Genomic DNA, 16854 nt, shown 5'->3' with positions numbered 1-16854 from the left:
GATGACGCTGGCCTCTGAGATGGCGACGACGACGGCGGGCCGCAGCCGAGAGCTGGCCGTCGCCGTCGTCGGCGTCCTCGTGGTGGCGGGGCTCGTCGCTGCCAGCGTGCTGCTCGGTGCCCAGACGCTCGCCCCGGCGCAGGTGTGGCACGCACTGGCGAGCCCGACCGGCACGGAGGCCGATCTCATCGTGACGGGGGTGCGCCTGCCGCGGACGCTCGTCGCGGTGAGCGTCGGCGCGGCGCTCGCGGTCTCCGGCGTGCTGCTGCAGGCGGTGGTGCGCAACCCCCTCGCTGAGCCCGGGCTGCTGGGTGTCAGCGCCGGTGCGGGCTTCGCGGTGGCCGCCGGGTACGTGCTGCTCGGCCTCACGAGCTACCGCGACACGCTGTGGCTGTCGCTGGTCGGCACGGTGGTCGGCGTGGTGGCCGTGCTCGGCCTGACGCGGGCCGGTGGTGGCCGTGCCGGTGCCGGAGTGGGTGACGGCCCGGTGCGGTTGGTGCTGGCCGGGGTCGCGGTAGCTGCGGTGCTGTCCGCGGCCACCTCCGCGGTGAGCATGCTCAGCCCCCGCGGCTTCGCGCAGCTGGCGCGCTGGTCGGCCGGGACGTTCGCCGGACGGGAGCTGCCCGTGGCGCTCACCACGCTGGTCGCCGTGGGGCTCGGCGTCGTCCTGGCACTGGCGCTGGCGCCCGGGCTGCGGCTGCTCGCCCTCGGGGACGACACCGCACGCGGGCTCGGCACCCGCGTCGGGCTCGTGCGAGGGCTCGCGCTGCTCGCCGTCGTCGTCCTGTGCGGTGCGGCCACCGCCGCGGCCGGGCCAGTCGCCTTCGTCGGACTGGTGGTGCCCCAGGTGCTGCGGCTGCTCCTCGGCCACGACCCGGGCCGCCTCCTGCGGGGGAGCCTGCTCGCGGGGCCGGCGCTCGTGCTCGTGGCCGACCTCGTGGCGCGCACGGTCATCGCCCCGGCGGAGGTGTCGGTCGGCGTCGTCACGGCGTTCGTCGGGGCGCCGGTGCTCATCGCGCTGGCGCTCGGCCACCCCCGGAGGCTCCGGTGACCTCAGCGACCTCAGCGACCGCCGGGGTGACGGGGACGACGACGGTCACGTCGCGGCCAGCCCGAGCGGCGCGCAGGGCGCGAGGGGCGCTCGTGACGGCCGTGAGCCTCGCCGTGCTGCTGGGTCTCGTCGTGGTGGGGCTGACTGCCGGCGAGGTGCGCGTGCCGCTGCCCGACGTGCTCGACGCGCTGCTCGGGCGGGCCACCGGGGGCAGCGCCGTCGTCGTCCTCCAGTGGCGGCTCCCGCGCGTGCTCCTGGCGGTGCTGCTCGGTGCGGCGCTCGGGCTCAGCGGCGCGCTGTTCCAGGTGGTCACGCGCAACCCGCTGGGCAGCCCGGACATCCTCGGCTTCACCACGGGCGCGTCCACCGGAGCGCTGCTCGTGATGCTCGGCGGGCTGTCCGGAGGTGCAGCTGGCGCGGGTACTGGGGGCAGCGGCGGCGCGGTAGCGCCCGCGAGCATGGCCGCCACCACCGGCGGCGCGCTCGTCGGGGGACTCGCCACCGCCGTCCTCATCTGGCTCCTGCTGGTGCGTGCGGGCGCGCGCGGGCCACGCCTCGTGCTCGTCGGCATCGGCACCACCGCCCTGCTCAACGCCGTGAACGTGCTGCTCGTCACCCGCGCCGACGAGCGCGCCGCCCTGCGGGCGGCGCTGTGGGGAGCCGGGTCGCTCAACGGCGTCGCAGCCGCGTGGGTGGCGCCCACGGCGCTGGCCGTGGGGGTGCTCGGCGTGGCGGTGGTGGTGCTCGCGCGGTCGGCGCGGGTCTACGAACTCGGCGACGAGCTCTCCGCCGCGCTGGGTGTGGACACGGGCCGGTTCGCGCTCGCGGCGATGGCCGTGGGGGTGGCGCTGGTGGCGGTGGCCACCGCTGTCGCCGGGCCGATCGCCTTCGTGGCGCTGGCGGCGCCGCAGATCGCCCGGCGCGTCTGGCGCACCGGAACGGTGCCCTTCGCCGCGACCGCCCTGACGGGCGCGGTGCTGCTGCTGGCCAGCGACGTCGTCGCCCAGCGGCTGCTCGCCCCGACCATCCTGCCCACGGGCCTGGTGACGATCTGCCTCGGCGGCGCGTACCTGGCGTGGGCGTTGACTCGCCACCGCCGCTGATGCCCTTCCCCGTTCCCGCACTGTCCACGGCACATGCGTCACTGCGGCCGCGGGAGGCACACATGCCGTGGAAAGTGCGTACAGGGGGTGTCTGGGGTGGCCGCCCGCCGGCTGGTCGCCGGGGCCCGCCCAGGGGTGGTGACCACGGCCGACGTCGTCAGCTTCACCGAGGTGAACGAGTACCTCATGCGGCGTGCCGCCTGATAGCGACCCCTGGTGTCAGGCCGGACGCGCCTCGTCGTCCGCGTCGAGCAGGCGCAGCGAGGACGGGTAGGCGCTCAGGTCGCGTACGCGCTCCAGCCGCAGGTCGTCGGGCACCTCGCCCGTGCCGCGCACCTCGACGTGGGCGTCGGTGGTGCGCAGGAGCACCACCCAGCGGTCGTCTCCGTGCAGCGCGGTCACCTCCACCGCGGTCCCGTCCAGCACGACGACGACAGCCCGCCGCTGCACCGGCGCGTCATCCTCGCTGCCGCTCTCGAACTCCCATCCGAGGTTGCCCAGCAGTTCCTCGGCGGTGAGCTCCCAGCGGTGGTCGGGCGTGCGGCCAGGCCCTGTCGCGTCGCGCGGCGCCAGCGTGGTCACGCGAACACCCTCGTCCCACCCCGGGGCCCCGGGACTCGCGGTGCTGGTCGTGTGAGCGAGTACCAGCTCGGTGACGTGCGGCGGTTGCCGGCCCTTGGTCCACGCTGAGCACACTCCCGCCAGATACCGACGTCCCTGCCACGACGCGTCCAGGCCGTACGGCGTGAACCCCGCGCTGGCCGCCTGCTCCTCGTCGCGGCGGGCATGGCGTTCGTTGTTGCGCTGCGGGTCGCCAACCTGGACGAGCACGGCGTCCGCGAGGGCGGTGCCCACGCCGTACTGCCTGAGGGCGGTTGCGGCGAAGACCGACCAGCACATCAGCCAGCCGCTGGCGGCGCCCACCGCCGCGCCGCGCGCTGTGCTTCCGGTGCTGCTGCGCCAGCTGCCGAGCGCGGCGCCCGTCCCGGCCCCGATCGCAGTGCTGGCGAGGTAGAACCACGGCACCGGATGCACCGTCCGCTCCTCGTGCAGCGTGACGACGACGGCGCGGGCCGCCCGCCAGGGCAGCTGCCACCGCGATACGTCACCGCGGCCGAAGAAGAAGACCCCCGGCCAGCGGTACCGGCAGGCGCTGCACTCCCGGACCTGGGAGAAGAGCTGGTCGCCGCTCACCAGCCAGTGCGGCACGGAGCTGGTCAGCCGTCGGCGGATCCGCTGCGTGCCCTCCGCTCCGCACTGCGGGCAGTGCTCACCGTCCCCGTACCGTTCACGCTGCGCCACCACTGAGTCCAGGCCCCCCATGCTCACGGCGCCGATCATGTCGGCCTTCCGTGTCCTCCGCGCCGACTTCACCCACTTCTCTGACGACTGGTGACCCGGCTGCCCGTGACGACGAACGTGCAGAAGTCCGTCGGAGGGCGTCCAGGGGGGCGTGTCGCGGAGTTCTGCACGTCCGTCGTCACCGCGGCCGTCCCCTCGGACATGCAGAAGTCGCGTGCAGGTGCCCCTCAGGGTGGGCCGGTGGACTTCTGCATGCTGGACGGGACGCCTCGAGCCCCGTCAGGCGTGCGCGACCTCGTCAATGACGAGCACCCCGCCGACGAGCGCGTCGCAGTAGCGGCCGGAACCCTCGAAGTAGCTGCCGGGGGAGATGCCGCCGGGCAGTGCGGACAGCGGGACCAGCCGGCCGGTGCCCGAGACCGCGTCGCCGCCCATGAACGTCTCGCGGTCGACCTTCGCCCCGTTGCCCTCCTCGGCGGAGCCGTAGACGGCCTCGGAGCCGGAGGGCCAGGCCGTCCAACGGTCGGCGGTGTCACCGGCGGGGTCGGTGAGGCGGACCATGAGGCACCCCTGCGGCCCGATCTCGAGGGTGCCCTGGAACGGCACGGCATCTCCGGCCACCTGCTCGTCGGCGGACAGGCGCGGCAGTCCCATGCCGGCCATGGCCTCGTCACGCACGCACCCGGACGCACCACCGACGACGACGGCCACGGCGGCGGTCACGGCCGCGCTCAGCCACCGCGCCCCGCCTTGCCCGCGTACCCCGCGCACGGCGCCTCCTCACGCTGCTCGACCGACCTCGGGATCATGACGCGGCCAGGGGCTGCGCTGTTGCACCGCACCGCACCGCTCCGCTCCGGTCCGGTCCGGTCGGGCATGCAGAAGTCAGCCGCGAGCGCCCTGCAGGCCGGGCCGCCGGAGTTCTGCATGCTGGGCGGGACGCTGACCTCGGTGAAGTCCGCCAGAGGGCGCTCGGGCCGGTGTGTCACAGAGTTCTGCACGTCCGGCGTCACGCCACTGCCCGGGCGGCCCGTCATGATCGGGGGTGTGGCGCACAGCTCGGGACCCCTGCGGCGGCGCCGGGCCCGCCGGTTCCACACGTCGCGGTCTACGCGGGCCTTCAGCGTCCTCGGGACTGCGGGGATGTTCGCGTTCATGCAGTGGTCTCTCTTCACGTCGACGCCCCGCGACGGGTTCTGGACCTGCCTGGTGGCCGCTGCCCCGGGGGGTGCGCTGCTCTGGTTCATCTGGCGCTGCGGAGCGAGCGCCGGCATCAACCTGGGCAGCAGGAAGCTCCGGGTGGAGCAGCTCTTCCACAGCCGGGTGCTCACTCCCGACCGTGTGCGCGCGGTCAGGGACGAGCGGGGCCTGGCCATCCGGACGCCCGCGCGGACCATTGGCGTCTTCGGCCTGTCGGGCTCACTCATCGCCGACTGGACCGGGAACACCTCCGTGAGGCGGGCCGGTGCGGCCGTGCGGGAGTGGGTGGAGACCACCCCCGTCAGCGGGGACGGGGGCGTGGAGAGGGTCAGCGTCCGGCGCGCGCTCCTCACCCTGGTGGCTGCGGAGGTGGTAGCGGTCGGGACGTACGCGCTCGGGCAGCTCGCGGTGGCCGTCGGCTGGCTCTGATCCGCGGCCGACGCGTCCCGTCGGACATGCAGAAGTCAGCCGCGAGCGCCCTGCAGGCCGGGCCGCCCGGCTTCTGCGTGCTGGGCGGGACGCTGGACCGGCCGAGCCTGTGACGCCGGACGTGCAGAAGTCCGCCGGAGGGCGCTGACGGCGGCGTGTCGCAGAGTTCTGCACGTCCGGCGTCACAGGGCTGCAGGGGCTACCAGTCATGATCGGAGGCGTGGCGCACATCTCGCGGCCCCTGCGCCGGCGCCGGGCCCGCCGGTTCCACACGTCGCGCTCGGCGTCCGCCGCCAGCGTCGCCTTGACGGTCGGCGGCTTCGTGGCTCTCCAGTGGCTCCTCCTCGACGTCACGCCCGAGGCCGGCGTGGCCGACGGCGTCGTGGGGGCGACCGTCGCCGGCGCCCTCCTCTGGTTCACCTGGCGCTGCGGGGCGCGCGCGGGCCTCCACCTCGGGCGTGCAGAGCTCCGGGTGGAGCAGCTCGTCCACAGCTGGGTGCTCTCGCCGGATCGCGTCGTGCGCGTCTCTCTCGATCGTGGACTGAACGTGGTCACCTCGACGCGGTCCATCACCGTCTTCGGCCTGCCCAGCTGGCGCTCCCCGGACTGGTCGGGGGGTTCCACGGTCAGACGCGCTGCGAAGGCGGTGCGGGACTGGAGGGAGACCACACCGGTGAGCGACGGCGGAGGTGTCGAGCGGTGGAGTGTGCGTTGGGCGTTGCGTGACCTCGTCGTCGTGGAGACGGCGATGGTCGGGGTCTACGCGCTGGGGCAGCTCGCGGTGGCCCTCGGCTGGTTCTGATCCGCGGCGGACGTGTCCCGTGGGACATGCAGAAGTTGCGTGCACGTGCCCACCAGGCCGGGGTGGCGGACTTCTGCATGCTGGGCGGGACGCTGAACCAGCTGAGGCCGTGACGACGGACGTGCAGAAGTCCGCCGAAGGGCGTTCGGGGCGGCGTATCGCGGAGTTCTGCCCGTCCGTCGTCACCGTGGCCAGCGCGCCGCGACGGGCGGGTCCGCGCGCGAGCGCCCCACCAGCAGGGCCACGGCGGCACGCCGGACGGGCGCGACGGGGAGGCCGTCATCGTCGTCGCCGGCGCCTACAGTGGGGCTCCTTCCCCAGCCTGCTCCGCCTGCTCCACGGAGGTCCTCGCCCCATGCCCGCTGGTGACTCGTTCGTCCACCTGCACAACCACACCGAGTACTCGATGCTCGACGGGGCCGCGAGGATCGACGAGCTGTTCGCCACCGCCGCCGAGATGGGCATGCCGGCGCTGGCGACCACCGACCACGGCTACATCTTCGGGGCGTACGAGTTCTGGAAGGCCGGCAAGAAGCACGGAGTCAACCCCGTCATCGGGCTCGAGGCGTACCTCACCCCGGGCACCGCCCGGGGAGACAAGACCCGCGTGAAGTGGGGCGACCCGAGCGCCGGCCGCGACGACGTCTCCGGCTCCGGCGCGTACACCCACATGACGATGTGGGCGCAGAACACCGCGGGGATGCACAACCTCTTCCGCATGGCGAGCCTCGCCAGCCTCGAGGGGCACTACTTCAAGCCCCGCATGGACCGCGAGCTGCTCACCACCTACGGCAAGGGCATCATCGCGACGACGGGCTGCCCGTCCGGTGAGGTGCAGACGCGCCTGCGGCTGGGCCAGTACGACAAGGCCGTCGAGGCCGCTGCGGAGTTCCGCGACATCTTCGGCGCGGAGAACTTCTACTGCGAGATCATGGACCACGGGCTCGAGATCGAGACCCGCATCCAGAAGGACCTCATCCGCCTCGCGAAGGACCTCGGCATCCCGCTGGTCGCCACCAACGACCTGCACTACACGCGCCCGGAGCACTCCGAGGGCCACGCGGCCCTGTTGTGCGTGCAGTCGGGTTCCACCCTGGCGGACCCGAACCGCTTCAAGTTCGACGCCGACGAGTTCTACCTCAAGACCCCCGCCGAGATGCGCCACCTGTGGCGCGAGCTGCCGGAGGCGTGCGACAACACCCTCGCCATCGCCGAGCGCTGCTCGGTGGAGTTCACCGAGGGCGTCGGCACGTACATGCCGCGCTACCCCGTGCCGGAGGGGGAGAGCGAAGACTCCTGGTTCGTCAAGGAGGTCGAGCGCGGGCTGCTCATGCGGTTCAAGGGCGAGGTGCCCGAGGAGAGCCGCCGCGTGGCCGAGTACGAGATCGGCGTCATCACCAAGATGGGCTTCTCGGGGTACTTCCTCGTCGTCGCCGACTTCATCCGCTGGGCCAAGCGCCACGGCATCCGCGTCGGTCCCGGCCGCGGTTCGGGTGCAGGGTCGATCGCCGCGTACGCCCTGGAAATCACCGACCTCGACCCGCAGCGCCACGGCCTGATCTTCGAGCGGTTCCTCAACCCCGACCGCGTCTCCATGCCCGACTTCGACATCGACTTCGATGAGCGCCGACGCGGCGAGGTCATCAAGTACGTGACGGAGAAGTACGGCGAGAGCCGCGTCGCGCAGATCGTCACCTACGGCACCATCAAGGCCAAGCAGGCCGTCAAGGACGCCTCGCGCGTGCTCGGCTACCCGTTCGCCATGGGCGACCGGATCACCAAGGCGATGCCCGCCGCGGTGATGGGCAAGGACGTGCCCCTCAATCAGATCTTCGAGCCCACCCACAACCGCTACGCGGAGGGAAAAGAGTTCCGGGAGCTGTACGAGGCCGAGGCCGACGTGCAGAAGGTGGTCGAGACGGCCAAGCAGCTGGAAGGCCTGAAGCGGCAGTGGGGCGTGCACGCCGCCGGCGTCATCATGTCGAGCGAGCCGCTCATCGACCTCATCCCGATCATGCGCCGCGAGCAGGACGGCCAGGTCATCACGCAGTTCGACTACCCGAGCTGTGAGTCGCTCGGCCTGATCAAGATGGACTTCCTCGGCCTGCGCAACCTCACGATCATGGACGACGCCGTCCGCCTCGTAGAGCGCAACCGCGGCGAGAAGGTGGTGCTCGAGGAGCTCGAACTCGACGACCCGGAGACCTACGCGCTGCTCCAGCGCGGTGACACCCTCGGCGTCTTCCAGTTCGACGGCGGGCCCATGCGCTCGCTGCTGCGCCTCATGCGCCCCGACAACTTCGAGGACATCTCCGCCGTCGGCGCGCTCTACCGCCCCGGCCCCATGGGTGCGGGCAGCCACACCAACTACGCCCTGCGCAAGAACGGCCAGCAGGAGATCACGCCGCTGCACCCCGAGCTGGCCGAACCGCTCGCGGAGGTGCTGGGCACCACCTACGGCCTGATCGTCTACCAGGAGCAGGTGATGTCCATCGCGCAGACCGTGGCGGGCTTCAGCCTCGGTCAGGCAGACCTGCTGCGGCGCGCGATGGGCAAGAAGAAGAAGTCCGAGCTGGACAAGCAGTACGAAAAGTTCAGCGCCGGCATGCACGAGCGCGGCTTCTCCGACGCCGCGGTCAAGGCCCTGTGGGACGTGCTGCTCCCATTCTCGGACTACGCGTTCAACAAGGCGCACTCCGCGGCATACGGCGTCGTCTCCTACTGGACGGCTTACCTCAAGGCGCACTACCCGGCCGAGTACATGGCCGCGGTGCTCACGTCCGTTCGCGACGACAAGGACAAGTCCGCCCTCTACCTCAACGAGTGCCGTCGCATGGGCGTCACCGTGCTCCCGCCTGACGTCAACGAGTCGATCGCCACGTACGCCGCGGTCGGCCCCGACATCCGCTTCGGGCTGGCGGCCATCCGCAACGTCGGCGAGAACGTCGTCGAGGCCATCGAGAAGGCCCGTGAGGAGAAGGGCGCCTTCACGAGCTTCGGCGACTTCCTCGCCAAGGTCCCCGCCGTCGTCTGCAACAAGCGCACGGTCGAGTCGCTCATCAAGGCCGGCGCGTTCGACTCCCTCGGCGCACCCCGGCGGGCGCTGCTCGCCGTCCACGAGGACGCGGTCGACTCGGTCGTCGGCCTCAAGCGCGAGGAGGCCCGCGGCCAGTACGACCTGTTCGGTGGGCTGATGGGTGACGACGACGGCGACGGTGTCGGCCAGGGATCGGCGCTGTCGGTCGCCGTCCCCGACCTGCCCGAGTGGGACAAGAAGGAGCTGCTCGCGCGCGAGCGCGAGATGCTCGGCCTGTACGTCTCCGACCACCCGCTCTTCGGGCTCGAGCACGTGCTGAGCTCGGCCGCCGACTGCTCCATCGCCACGCTGCTCACCGACGAGTCTCGGCAGGACGGAGCGATGGTGACCATCGCCGGGCTCATCACGGGCCTGCAGCGCAAGATGACCAAGCAGGGCAAGCAGTGGGCCATCGCCACCGTCGAGGACCTCGGCGGTGCGGTGGAGGTGCTGTTCTTCCCCACGAGCTACGAGCAGTTCGCGCACCTACTGGCGCCGGACGCCGTCGTCGTCGTCAAGGGTCGTCTGTCGCGCCGTGACGACGTGCCCTCGCTGCACGCGCAGGACCTGTCCGTGCCCGACACGTCCGTTGCCGCCGACGGCCCGGTGGTCATCACGCTGCCCGAGCAGCGGTGCACCGAGCCCGTGGCCGACCGGCTGCGCGGTGTGCTGCAGGACCACCGCGGTCAGACGTCGGTGCACCTCAAGCTGCTCACCACCGACAAGCAGGTTCTGGTCTGTCTTGACGACGCGCTGCGCGTGACGCCCTCGCCGTCGCTCTTCGGCGACCTCAAGGCGCTACTGGGGCCCAGCTGCCTCGCCTGATGCCACGGCTGCCGCGGCGTGTGCGGGCGCTCGCGCCCGTGCTGGGGCCGGTGCTGCTCGGCGTGGTGGCGGGTCTGGTGTGGTGGCTCGTGGCCCCGATCGGGCCCGTGGTGCAGTTGCAGGGCGGCTCGGTGCTCGGCGCCGCCGACCCCGAGCTCACCGCTTCGCAGGACGGGTGGCTGGTGGTGATCAGCGCGGCCGCCGGGCTGGTGTGTGGGGCGGTCGCGGCGGTGCGTCCGGGGGCGGCGCCGGTGCGGCGGAGCCTGGCCGTGGTGGCCGGTTGCCTGTTCGGGGCGGTCATCGCGTCGCTGGTGGGGCAGTGGCTGGGGCCTCCGTCGGTGGCGGCGCAGGTGGCCGCCGGGGCTGATCCGGAGCGCGGGCTGGTGAGCCCTCTGCGGGCGCACAGCACGGGTGTGCTGTTGGTGTGGCCGGCGGTCGCTGCGCTCGTCATGACGATGGGCCACCTCGCCGCCGCCTGGAGCGGCGCCCGCACGCCTCGCGACCCCGCTGAGGTGGCGGAAGCCCATGATCACGAAGAACCTCGTCCGTGATCATGGGCAGTCGGCCACCTCGGGTGCCGGTCAGGGGACCAGGACCACCCGGCCGCGCAGACCACCGGCCTCCACCAGGCGGTGGGCCTTGGGTGCCTCGCTGAGCGGGAGCACCTCCGCGACGCGCACCGGCAGCTCGCCGCGCGCGCTGCGCTCCAGCAGTCCCGCCAGCCGCGGCCCGTCGGGGTGGAAGCCCACCGTGTGCACGGTGATCCCGCGCTCCGCGCGGTACGGGCGCACCCTGATGACGCCGACGTAGTCGCCGTCGTCCACCACCGCAGCGATGGCAGCGGGCTCGAGCACGGCGGCGTCGACAACCGCGTCGAAGGCCGGCGTCGTCGGCAGCTCCGTCAGCAGCGTCGCGCCGGTCGACGTGACGAACGCCTCGTCGGACGGTCGCGCCAGACCGCTCACCACGAAGCCCCGCTCGCTGGCCAGCTGCGCCGCGTACCCGCCGACGGCTCCAGCCGCGCCGGTCACGAGCAGCGTGCGGCCGCGCGCGGGCCCCAGCAGGTCCAGTGCCTGTTCCGCGGTGAGGGAGTTGAGCGGCACCGACGCCGCCTGGACCGACGAGAGGCCGTCGGGCACGACGGCGAGGTCGGCCGCAGGAACCACCGCGTACTCGGCGTACGCCAGCGACTCCGCGGGCGAGAAGGCCAGCACGGCGGCAACCCTCGTCCCGGGCGTGAGCCGGTCGGCAGCGTCGTCGGTGAGGTCCGGCCCGAGGGTGTCGACCACCCCGGCCAGGTCGATGCCGACTCCCACACGCGGCCCGGTGATCATCCCCAGCTGGTGGAAGGCGCCGCTGCGGAGCATGAGGTCGACGGGGTTGACTGCGGCAGCCTCCACGCGGATCCGCACCTGCCCGGCGCCAGGCTCGGGTAGCGGGAGCTCGGTCAGCTGGAGCGCCTCGGGGCCGCCGGGGGTGGTGATGGTGGTGGCGAGCACAGGTCCCTCCTCGGGTGAGATCGCGGTCGGCCCTTGTGCCGTCCGCGGATGAGGATCACCCTGAGGGCAAGCAGTAACCAGGAGGAAGTAGTTACCTGAGAGTGCCTAGGTCACCGGGAGAGCCATGGTCACGATGACGGCGGCCCAGCGTCGCGCCCAGGAGAAGGCCGAGTACGACGCCTACCTCGCCTCCTGTCCCAGCCGGATCCTCCTCGACCGGCTCACGGACAAGTGGGTCGTCCTCGTGCTCAGCGCCCTGGCGGACGGTCCCGCCCGCAATGCCCAGCTGGCCCGCCGCATCGCGGGCGTCAGTCCCAAGATGTTGTCGCAGACCCTCCGCAGCCTCGAGCGCGACGGGCTGATCACCCGGACCGTCGAAGCGACGGTGCCGGTCACGGTGACCTACGAGCTCACCGACCTCGGGCGCTCCCTCATGGAGGTCATCAGGCCCCTCAAGGGGTGGGCCGAGCGGCACGTGCCCCAGGTGTTGGCTGCCCGTGAGACCCACGACGCCGACTGACGGTGGCCGACTGCCCATGATCACGCACGGTGCCCGCCGTGATCATGGGCAGTCGACCACCTCGGAGTGCCGACGTGGGGTCACGAGACGCCGAAGTTCACCGTCCAGTGACCCCGCACCTCAGCGTTGACGCCCATGTAGGCCCACGCCACGCTCATCGTCGTGTAGTTGCGGCTGAGCAGCATCGCGTTGTGACCCGGCGACTGCTTCCACCAGGCCAGCGCCGCGTCGTTCGAGCCCGCGTACTTGCTGCCCCACCCCCAGTAGTTGATCTCGCCGATGGGGCCGGTGTACCCGGAGCAGTACTGCGCGCGCTGCGGGATGTTCATCCCGCGGGAGTCGACGTGGTTAGACGGCGAGAAGCCGCGAACGGCGGAGTCGAGCGACGCCCACATCGCGGGGCGGGCCAAGCTGTTCGACAGTCGCAGCGCCGGGAGGCCGTTGGCGGCGCGGTAGGCGTTGATGTCGTTGAAGAGCTTCACCTCGGCGTAGTCGAGCCCCACGGCCTGCCGGTCGTAGCGGGAGTTGTAGCCGTAGTAGCTGCAGTCGGCCGGAGCGGCGGAGGCCGGCGCAACGGCGGCCACACCGAGGCCCCCGGCGAGCAGAGCGGCAGCGAGGCCGGTGGCGGCGAAGCGGCGGACAGTGGCGCGAGCGGACATGGCGGATCTCCTCCGAGTTGGTCTTCCTCTGGGCGTTCGCCCTGGTGAGGAAGAGGAAACTCGGATCCGGACCTCGTCGGCAGGGCACGGGTGCCCGGCGCGAAGAGCCCGGCACAGGTGGTCGACTGCCCATGATCACGGATGGTGTTAGCGGTGATCATGGACGCCACTGGCGTTGATCATGGGCAGTTGGCCACCTGTCAGCGGCGGCGGAGCTGCACCAGCACCTCGACGTGCGTGGTCTGCGGGAACATCGCGAACAGCCGCCCGCGCACCGGCTCCCACCCGGGTAGCGCCTCCAGGTCCTTGGCCAGCGACGCCGGGTTGCAACTGGAGTAGAGCAGGTGCCGGACGCGCGGGGGAGCGGCGTCGAGCCAGCCGCAGAGCGGCGCGCCCAGTCCTCGCCGGGGTGGATTGACGACGACGACGTCGGGCGCGGCGTCGTCCGGCTGCAGCTGAGCCCACGTGGTGGCGTCGGCGTGGACGAACGTCGTTCCGCTGAGGCGGGCGGTGGAGGCGGCGTCCCGGGCGGCGGCGACGGCCTGCTCGCTCGTCTCTACGCCGACCACCTCTCGTCCGGTCGTCGAGTCATACGCCGCCACGTGCAGTGCGAAGCCACCGGCGCCGCAGTAGAGGTCCCACACCCGCAGCCGGGTGGGGGCGGGCGTCGGCGCAGCGGCTGGCGCATGGCCGCGCTCGCCGTCGTCGTCGTCCTCGATCTCCGACACCCACGCCGCCACCTGGGCGTATAGCTGCCCAGCCACGACCGTGTTGGTCTGGAGGAACCCCTGCGGACGGGCGAGCAGCGTCACCGCGCCCTGGCGGATGGGGAGGCGCTCGGCGGGGGTGAGGGGGATCTCGACGTCGCCCTCGAGCAGCGCGGCGTGCTGGGGGAGGAGGTTGGCGGACACGACGAGGGCGGCGGGCAGCTGCTCGAGGAGCCACGGCAGGTGCTTGCGGATCCGTGGCAGCGACTCGGTGGAGCGCAGCACGAACCTGACCATGAGCTCGCCCGAGGGAGAGGCCGTGACGTGGACGTGCTTGAGCTCGCCGCGGCGGGCGGGGACGTCGTAGGGGACCAGTGCGGCGCGGGTGACGAAGGCACGCAGCGGCTCCAGGGCGTCGGTGATGGATGGCGGGTAGAGGCCGCAGGTGACGAGGTCGACGCCGCGGCCGGCCTCGTCGAGGATGCCCAGGGTGGGGGCGTCGGTGATGCCGGCGACGACCATCTTGGCGCGGTTGCGGAAGTGCGCCTCGGGGCCGGTGGCCGGGGGGAGCCACGCCGGGACGGAGGGCAGGAGCGTCTCGACGCGGGCGTGGGCGTCGGCGACCTGCACCTCGTGCGGGACGCCCATGAGGGTGCACGAGCGGCACACCCCGGCGTCGAAGTAGTCGCACTGCATGGTGGGTGCTCGGTCGTCCGTGTGGTGGGTGCTCAGGCGGCGGTGACGGGCGCGACGGTGGCGCCGGTCAGCGAGACGAGGTCGGCGGGGGCCAGCTCCACGTCGAGACCGCGACGGCCGCCGCTGACCAGCACCGTCGGCTGCTCCAGGGCACTCGCATCGACGACGGTGGGCAGTCGCTTGCGCTGCCCGAGGGGGCTGATGCCGCCGCGGACGTAACCGGTGGTGCGCTCGGCGGCGGTCGGGTCGGCCATGGCGGCGCGTTTGCCACCCAGGGCCGCGCCGACCGCCTTGAGGTCGAGCTTGGAGCTCACCGGGAGCACCGCGACGCCGAGCGCGCCGTCGACCTCCACCACGAGGGTCTTGTAGACGCGCGCCGGGTCGATCCCCAGGGCGTGCGCGGCCTCCAGGCCGTAGCCGACCTCGGCGGAGACGGCGGCGTCGTGCTCGTAGGGGTGCACGGTGTGCGCCACCCCGGCCTTGGCCAGTGCGACCGTGGCGGGCGTGCTGGCGCCCGGGGCCTTCTTGGCCATCGTCGTCGTCCTGTTTTCCGTCGAAGGGGGCTCAGTTGTAGACGGGCGGGTCGTCGAGGAGCTCCTGCGCGGGGAGGGAGCGCAGCTCGGAGATGAGGATCTGCTCGCGCCGCAGGATCGCCCGCTCCTCGCGAAGGCGGGTGGCGGTGTCGGGGAGCTCCAGCAGCCGCTGGCGCTCGGGCAGGTCGAGCACCATGCCCGCCATGACGAGGTAGCTCAGCACCGCCGGGTCTTCCGGGACGCCGCCGGGCACGCCCGTGGTGGAGATGCCGAGCTGCACGCGGTACGCCGTCCACGCGGCGGCGGTGGAGGTGGCGAGGTCAGCGAGGTGGTCGGGGTCCGCCCCCGACTGCTCCGGCACGGGGCTGACCAGGCCGGTGAGGTACGGGGTGCCGGCGTTCTCGTCGAGGCCGTCCAGGCGGAACCTCACGGCGCCGGACGTGATGAGCTCGTAGCGGCCGTCGCCGGGACCATCAGGCTCGGAGACGTCGCGGACGACGGCGGTGCAGCCGATCGCGTGGAGATCGACAGCGCCGGGCTGCGAGCCGGCGTCACGGCCGTGGCGCAGCGCGACCACACCGAACGCCCGCTGCTCCTCGGGCAGGGACAGCAGGTGCTCGACCAGGGCGACGTAGCGCGGCTCGAAGATCGTCAGAGGGAGCACGAGGCCCGGCACCAGCACGGTACGCAGCGGGAACAGGGGCAGCCGCTCGCTCACCGCCCCAGCCTAAGCAGCCTCCCTGGATCCCACCGTGATCATGGGCGATCGGCCACTCACGGGGGGTGGCGGACGCCCATGATCACGGAGGTTAGGTGCCGCAGAACGTGGTGTAGGGGCCGAAGGCGTCGGGTGCGGGCTCGGCGTAGCGCTCCCACCCGGCGCGCTCCGCGTAGGGGTGGGTCACGATGTCGACGAGGCGCTCCAGTGGGTCGAGGTCGCCGTTGGTCCCCGCCGCCAGCGCCTCCTCCACGAGGTGGTTGCGCGGGATGTAGAGGGGGTTCACCGCATCCATCGCGGCGGCATCGGGCGCGAGGGCCAGCCAGCGCGAGGCCCACGCGTCGAAGGCCTCCCGGGCTAGGAACAGGTCGCGCGCGGGGGCGGTACTGCCGGCGCGAGCCGCGTCGGCGAGGCGGCGGTACAGACCGGTGTGGTCGACGTGGTCCGTCTGCGCCAGGCGCAGCAGGTCGGTGACGAGCTGGTCGACGGCGTCGTCGTCCCCAACCAGGTGCGCGAGCCCGAGCTTGCGGCGCATGCCGGATCTCCACGCTGCCGCGAACCTCGTCCGGTACGCCCCCAGGGACTCCGTGGCGATCGCCACCGCGCGGTCGCTGCCGCTCGCGTCGTCGTCCTCGGTTCCCTCCACCAGGAGCGGCAGGAGCGTCTCCGCGAAGCGGGCGAGGTTCCACTCCAGCACGCCCGGCTGCGCGCCGTAGGCGTAGCGGCCGGCGTGGTCGATGGAGGAGAAGGAGGCGGCCGGGTCGTAGACGTCGATGAAGGCGCAGGGCCCGTAGTCGATCGTCTCGCCGGAGATGGTCGTGTTGTCGGTGTTCATGACGCCGTGCACGAAGCCGAGCAGCAGCCACTGCGCGACGAGGTCGGCCTGGGCGGCGATGACGGCGTCGAGCAGGGCGCGCGCCTGCTCCGGCGGGGAGCCTGCAGCCGCGGCGGCCGGGTGGTGACGGGCGATGGCGACGTCGGCCAGTCGTCGCAGCAGCGCGAGGTCGCCGGTGGCGCGGGCGTACTGGAACGAACCGACCCGCAGGTGACTGGACGCCGTGCGCGCCAGCACCGCGCCGGGCAGCACGACCTCGCGCTGCACGTCACGGCCAGTGGCGACGACGGCGAGCGCTCGCGTGGTCGGCACGCCGAGGGCGTGCATGGCGCTGCTGATGACGTGCTCGCGCAGCATCGGGCCGACGGCGGCTAGGCCGTCGCCGCCGCGGGAGAGCGGCGTGCGACCGGAGCCTTTGAGGTGCAGGTCGCGGGGCGTGCCGTCGGGGGTGGTCAGCTCGCCGAGGAGAAGCGCACGGCCGTCGCCGAGGCGCGGGGAGTACCCGCCGAACTGGTGGCCCGCGTAGACCTGGGCGACGGGGTGGGCGCCGGCCGGGACGTGCTCGCCGGTGAGGAAGCGGACGCCGTCGTCGCTGCGCAGCCAGGTCGGGTCGAGGCCTAGCTCAGCGGCGAGCGTCTCGTCGAGGACCAGGAGCTGCGGGTGCGGCGCGGGTGCGGCCTTCCATGGGACGGCCAGCTCGGGCAGCGCGTCGGCAAAGGCGTGCGTCAGATGCGGCTCGCCGGTGCCGGTGCTGGTGGCTGTGGACGTGGTCGCTGGGGCGCTCATCCCTTGCGTCAACGACCGCGGCGGCCACCACCTTCCCCGCGCCGCTCAACAGTGTCAGGACGAGGCGAACTGTCAGGTCCTCAAGGCCGGATTCAGCCTTGACGACCTGACAG

Annotated in this window: 15 protein-coding genes; 7 read left to right on the top strand and 8 right to left on the bottom strand. The window is 72.6% G+C overall.

The features are described 5' to 3' along the window. Position 1: 1 nt before the first annotated feature. Together BXY45_RS10125 and BXY45_RS10120 are read left to right on the top strand one after the other, a co-directional pair. Positions 2–1051, top strand: coding sequence for a FecCD family ABC transporter permease (locus BXY45_RS10125; protein ID WP_211319431.1), 1050 nt, complete (start codon positions 2–4; stop codon positions 1049–1051). Further along, positions 1048–2154: a FecCD family ABC transporter permease gene (locus tag BXY45_RS10120; RefSeq protein WP_109774265.1), complete on the top strand. Its 1107-nt coding sequence runs from the start codon at positions 1048–1050 to the stop codon at positions 2152–2154. The genes BXY45_RS10125 and BXY45_RS10120 overlap by 4 nt, the downstream gene beginning before the upstream one ends. Positions 2155–2373: 219 nt before the next feature. Here BXY45_RS10120 and BXY45_RS10115 read toward each other — a convergent pair whose 3' ends face one another. Continuing rightward, a complete protein-coding gene (locus BXY45_RS10115) occupies positions 2374–3483 on the bottom strand; it encodes a glycine zipper family protein (RefSeq protein ID WP_146211153.1) in 1110 nt (369 codons plus the stop codon). 252 nt (positions 3484–3735) lie between these two features. Next, a complete protein-coding gene (locus BXY45_RS10110) occupies positions 3736–4227 on the bottom strand; it encodes a hypothetical protein (protein ID WP_109774261.1) in 492 nt (163 codons plus the stop codon). Between the two features lie 276 nt (positions 4228–4503). Between BXY45_RS10110 and BXY45_RS10100 the strand changes: the two genes are divergently transcribed. From BXY45_RS10100 to BXY45_RS10085, 4 genes are all read left to right on the top strand, one after another. After that, positions 4504–5085 (top strand): hypothetical protein, encoded by a 582-nt coding sequence (locus tag BXY45_RS10100; RefSeq protein WP_109774257.1) that lies wholly within the window; start codon positions 4504–4506, stop codon positions 5083–5085. 220 nt (positions 5086–5305) lie between these two features. Continuing rightward, positions 5306–5887 (top strand): hypothetical protein, encoded by a 582-nt coding sequence (locus tag BXY45_RS10095; protein WP_146211152.1) that lies wholly within the window; start codon positions 5306–5308, stop codon positions 5885–5887. Between the two features lie 355 nt (positions 5888–6242). Beyond that, positions 6243–9788: a DNA polymerase III subunit alpha gene (dnaE, locus tag BXY45_RS10090; RefSeq protein ID WP_109774253.1), complete on the top strand. Its 3546-nt coding sequence runs from the start codon at positions 6243–6245 to the stop codon at positions 9786–9788. Further along, positions 9788–10339 carry a hypothetical protein gene (locus tag BXY45_RS10085; protein ID WP_146211151.1) on the top strand — a complete coding sequence of 184 codons (552 nt, stop codon included), beginning with the start codon at positions 9788–9790 and terminating at the stop codon, positions 10337–10339. The genes dnaE and BXY45_RS10085 overlap by 1 nt, the downstream gene beginning before the upstream one ends. A gap of 30 nt (positions 10340–10369) precedes the next feature. On the opposite strand, the gene BXY45_RS10080 is transcribed toward BXY45_RS10085, so the two are convergent. Then, on the bottom strand, positions 10370–11287 hold the full coding sequence (locus BXY45_RS10080; RefSeq protein ID WP_109774249.1) for an NADP-dependent oxidoreductase: 918 nt from the start codon (positions 11285–11287) through the stop codon (positions 10370–10372). 124 nt (positions 11288–11411) lie between these two features. On the opposite strand from BXY45_RS10080, the gene BXY45_RS10075 reads away from it, so the two are divergent. Beyond that, entirely contained in the window at positions 11412–11807 is a 396-nt protein-coding gene (locus tag BXY45_RS10075; RefSeq protein WP_109774247.1) for a winged helix-turn-helix transcriptional regulator, read from the top strand. A gap of 80 nt (positions 11808–11887) precedes the next feature. Here the strand turns inward: BXY45_RS10075 and BXY45_RS10070 are convergent, their stop codons facing one another. The 5 genes from BXY45_RS10070 to BXY45_RS10050 form a co-directional block, all read right to left on the bottom strand. Continuing rightward, positions 11888–12466, bottom strand: coding sequence for a CAP domain-containing protein (locus BXY45_RS10070; protein WP_109774245.1), 579 nt, complete (start codon positions 12464–12466; stop codon positions 11888–11890). 200 nt (positions 12467–12666) lie between these two features. Continuing rightward, positions 12667–13869: a methyltransferase domain-containing protein gene (locus tag BXY45_RS10065; RefSeq protein WP_109774244.1), complete on the bottom strand. Its 1203-nt coding sequence runs from the start codon at positions 13867–13869 to the stop codon at positions 12667–12669. Positions 13870–13901: 32 nt separating this feature from the next. Continuing rightward, complete coding sequence (gene ybaK, locus BXY45_RS10060) at positions 13902–14402, bottom strand: Cys-tRNA(Pro) deacylase (RefSeq protein WP_109774242.1); 501 nt, start codon at positions 14400–14402, stop codon at positions 13902–13904. A gap of 31 nt (positions 14403–14433) precedes the next feature. Continuing rightward, positions 14434–15120, bottom strand: a complete 687-nt coding sequence (locus BXY45_RS10055; RefSeq protein WP_109774240.1) for an LON peptidase substrate-binding domain-containing protein — start codon at positions 15118–15120, stop codon at positions 14434–14436. Positions 15121–15211: 91 nt separating this feature from the next. Next, positions 15212–16741 carry a protein adenylyltransferase SelO gene (locus BXY45_RS10050; protein WP_109774238.1) on the bottom strand — a complete coding sequence of 510 codons (1530 nt, stop codon included), beginning with the start codon at positions 16739–16741 and terminating at the stop codon, positions 15212–15214. Positions 16742–16854 lie beyond the last annotated feature (113 nt).

Origin of the sequence: Quadrisphaera granulorum (assembly GCF_003149145.1) — a bacterium.
Classification (GTDB): Bacteria; Actinomycetota; Actinomycetes; order Actinomycetales; family Quadrisphaeraceae; genus Quadrisphaera; species Quadrisphaera granulorum.
Note: the sequence above shows the minus strand (reverse complement) of the source record. Positions and strands in the feature narration are given on the sequence as shown.

Excerpts from the sequence above, each read along its gene's own strand:
- BXY45_RS10065 (WP_109774244.1), bottom strand. The coding sequence starts at position 13,869 with ATGCAGTGCGACTACTTCGACGCCGGGGTGTGCCGCTCGTGCACCCTC.
- ybaK (WP_109774242.1), bottom strand. The coding sequence starts at position 14,402 with ATGGCCAAGAAGGCCCCGGGCGCCAGCACGCCCGCCACGGTCGCACTG.
- BXY45_RS10050 (WP_109774238.1), bottom strand. The coding sequence starts at position 16,741 with ATGAGCGCCCCAGCGACCACGTCCACAGCCACCAGCACCGGCACCGGC.
- BXY45_RS10125 (WP_211319431.1), top strand. The coding sequence starts at position 2 with ATGACGCTGGCCTCTGAGATGGCGACGACGACGGCGGGCCGCAGCCGA.
- BXY45_RS10085 (WP_146211151.1), top strand. The coding sequence starts at position 9,788 with ATGCCACGGCTGCCGCGGCGTGTGCGGGCGCTCGCGCCCGTGCTGGGG.
- dnaE (WP_109774253.1), top strand. The coding sequence starts at position 6,243 with ATGCCCGCTGGTGACTCGTTCGTCCACCTGCACAACCACACCGAGTAC.
- BXY45_RS10070 (WP_109774245.1), bottom strand. The coding sequence starts at position 12,466 with ATGTCCGCTCGCGCCACTGTCCGCCGCTTCGCCGCCACCGGCCTCGCT.
- BXY45_RS10075 (WP_109774247.1), top strand. The coding sequence starts at position 11,412 with ATGGTCACGATGACGGCGGCCCAGCGTCGCGCCCAGGAGAAGGCCGAG.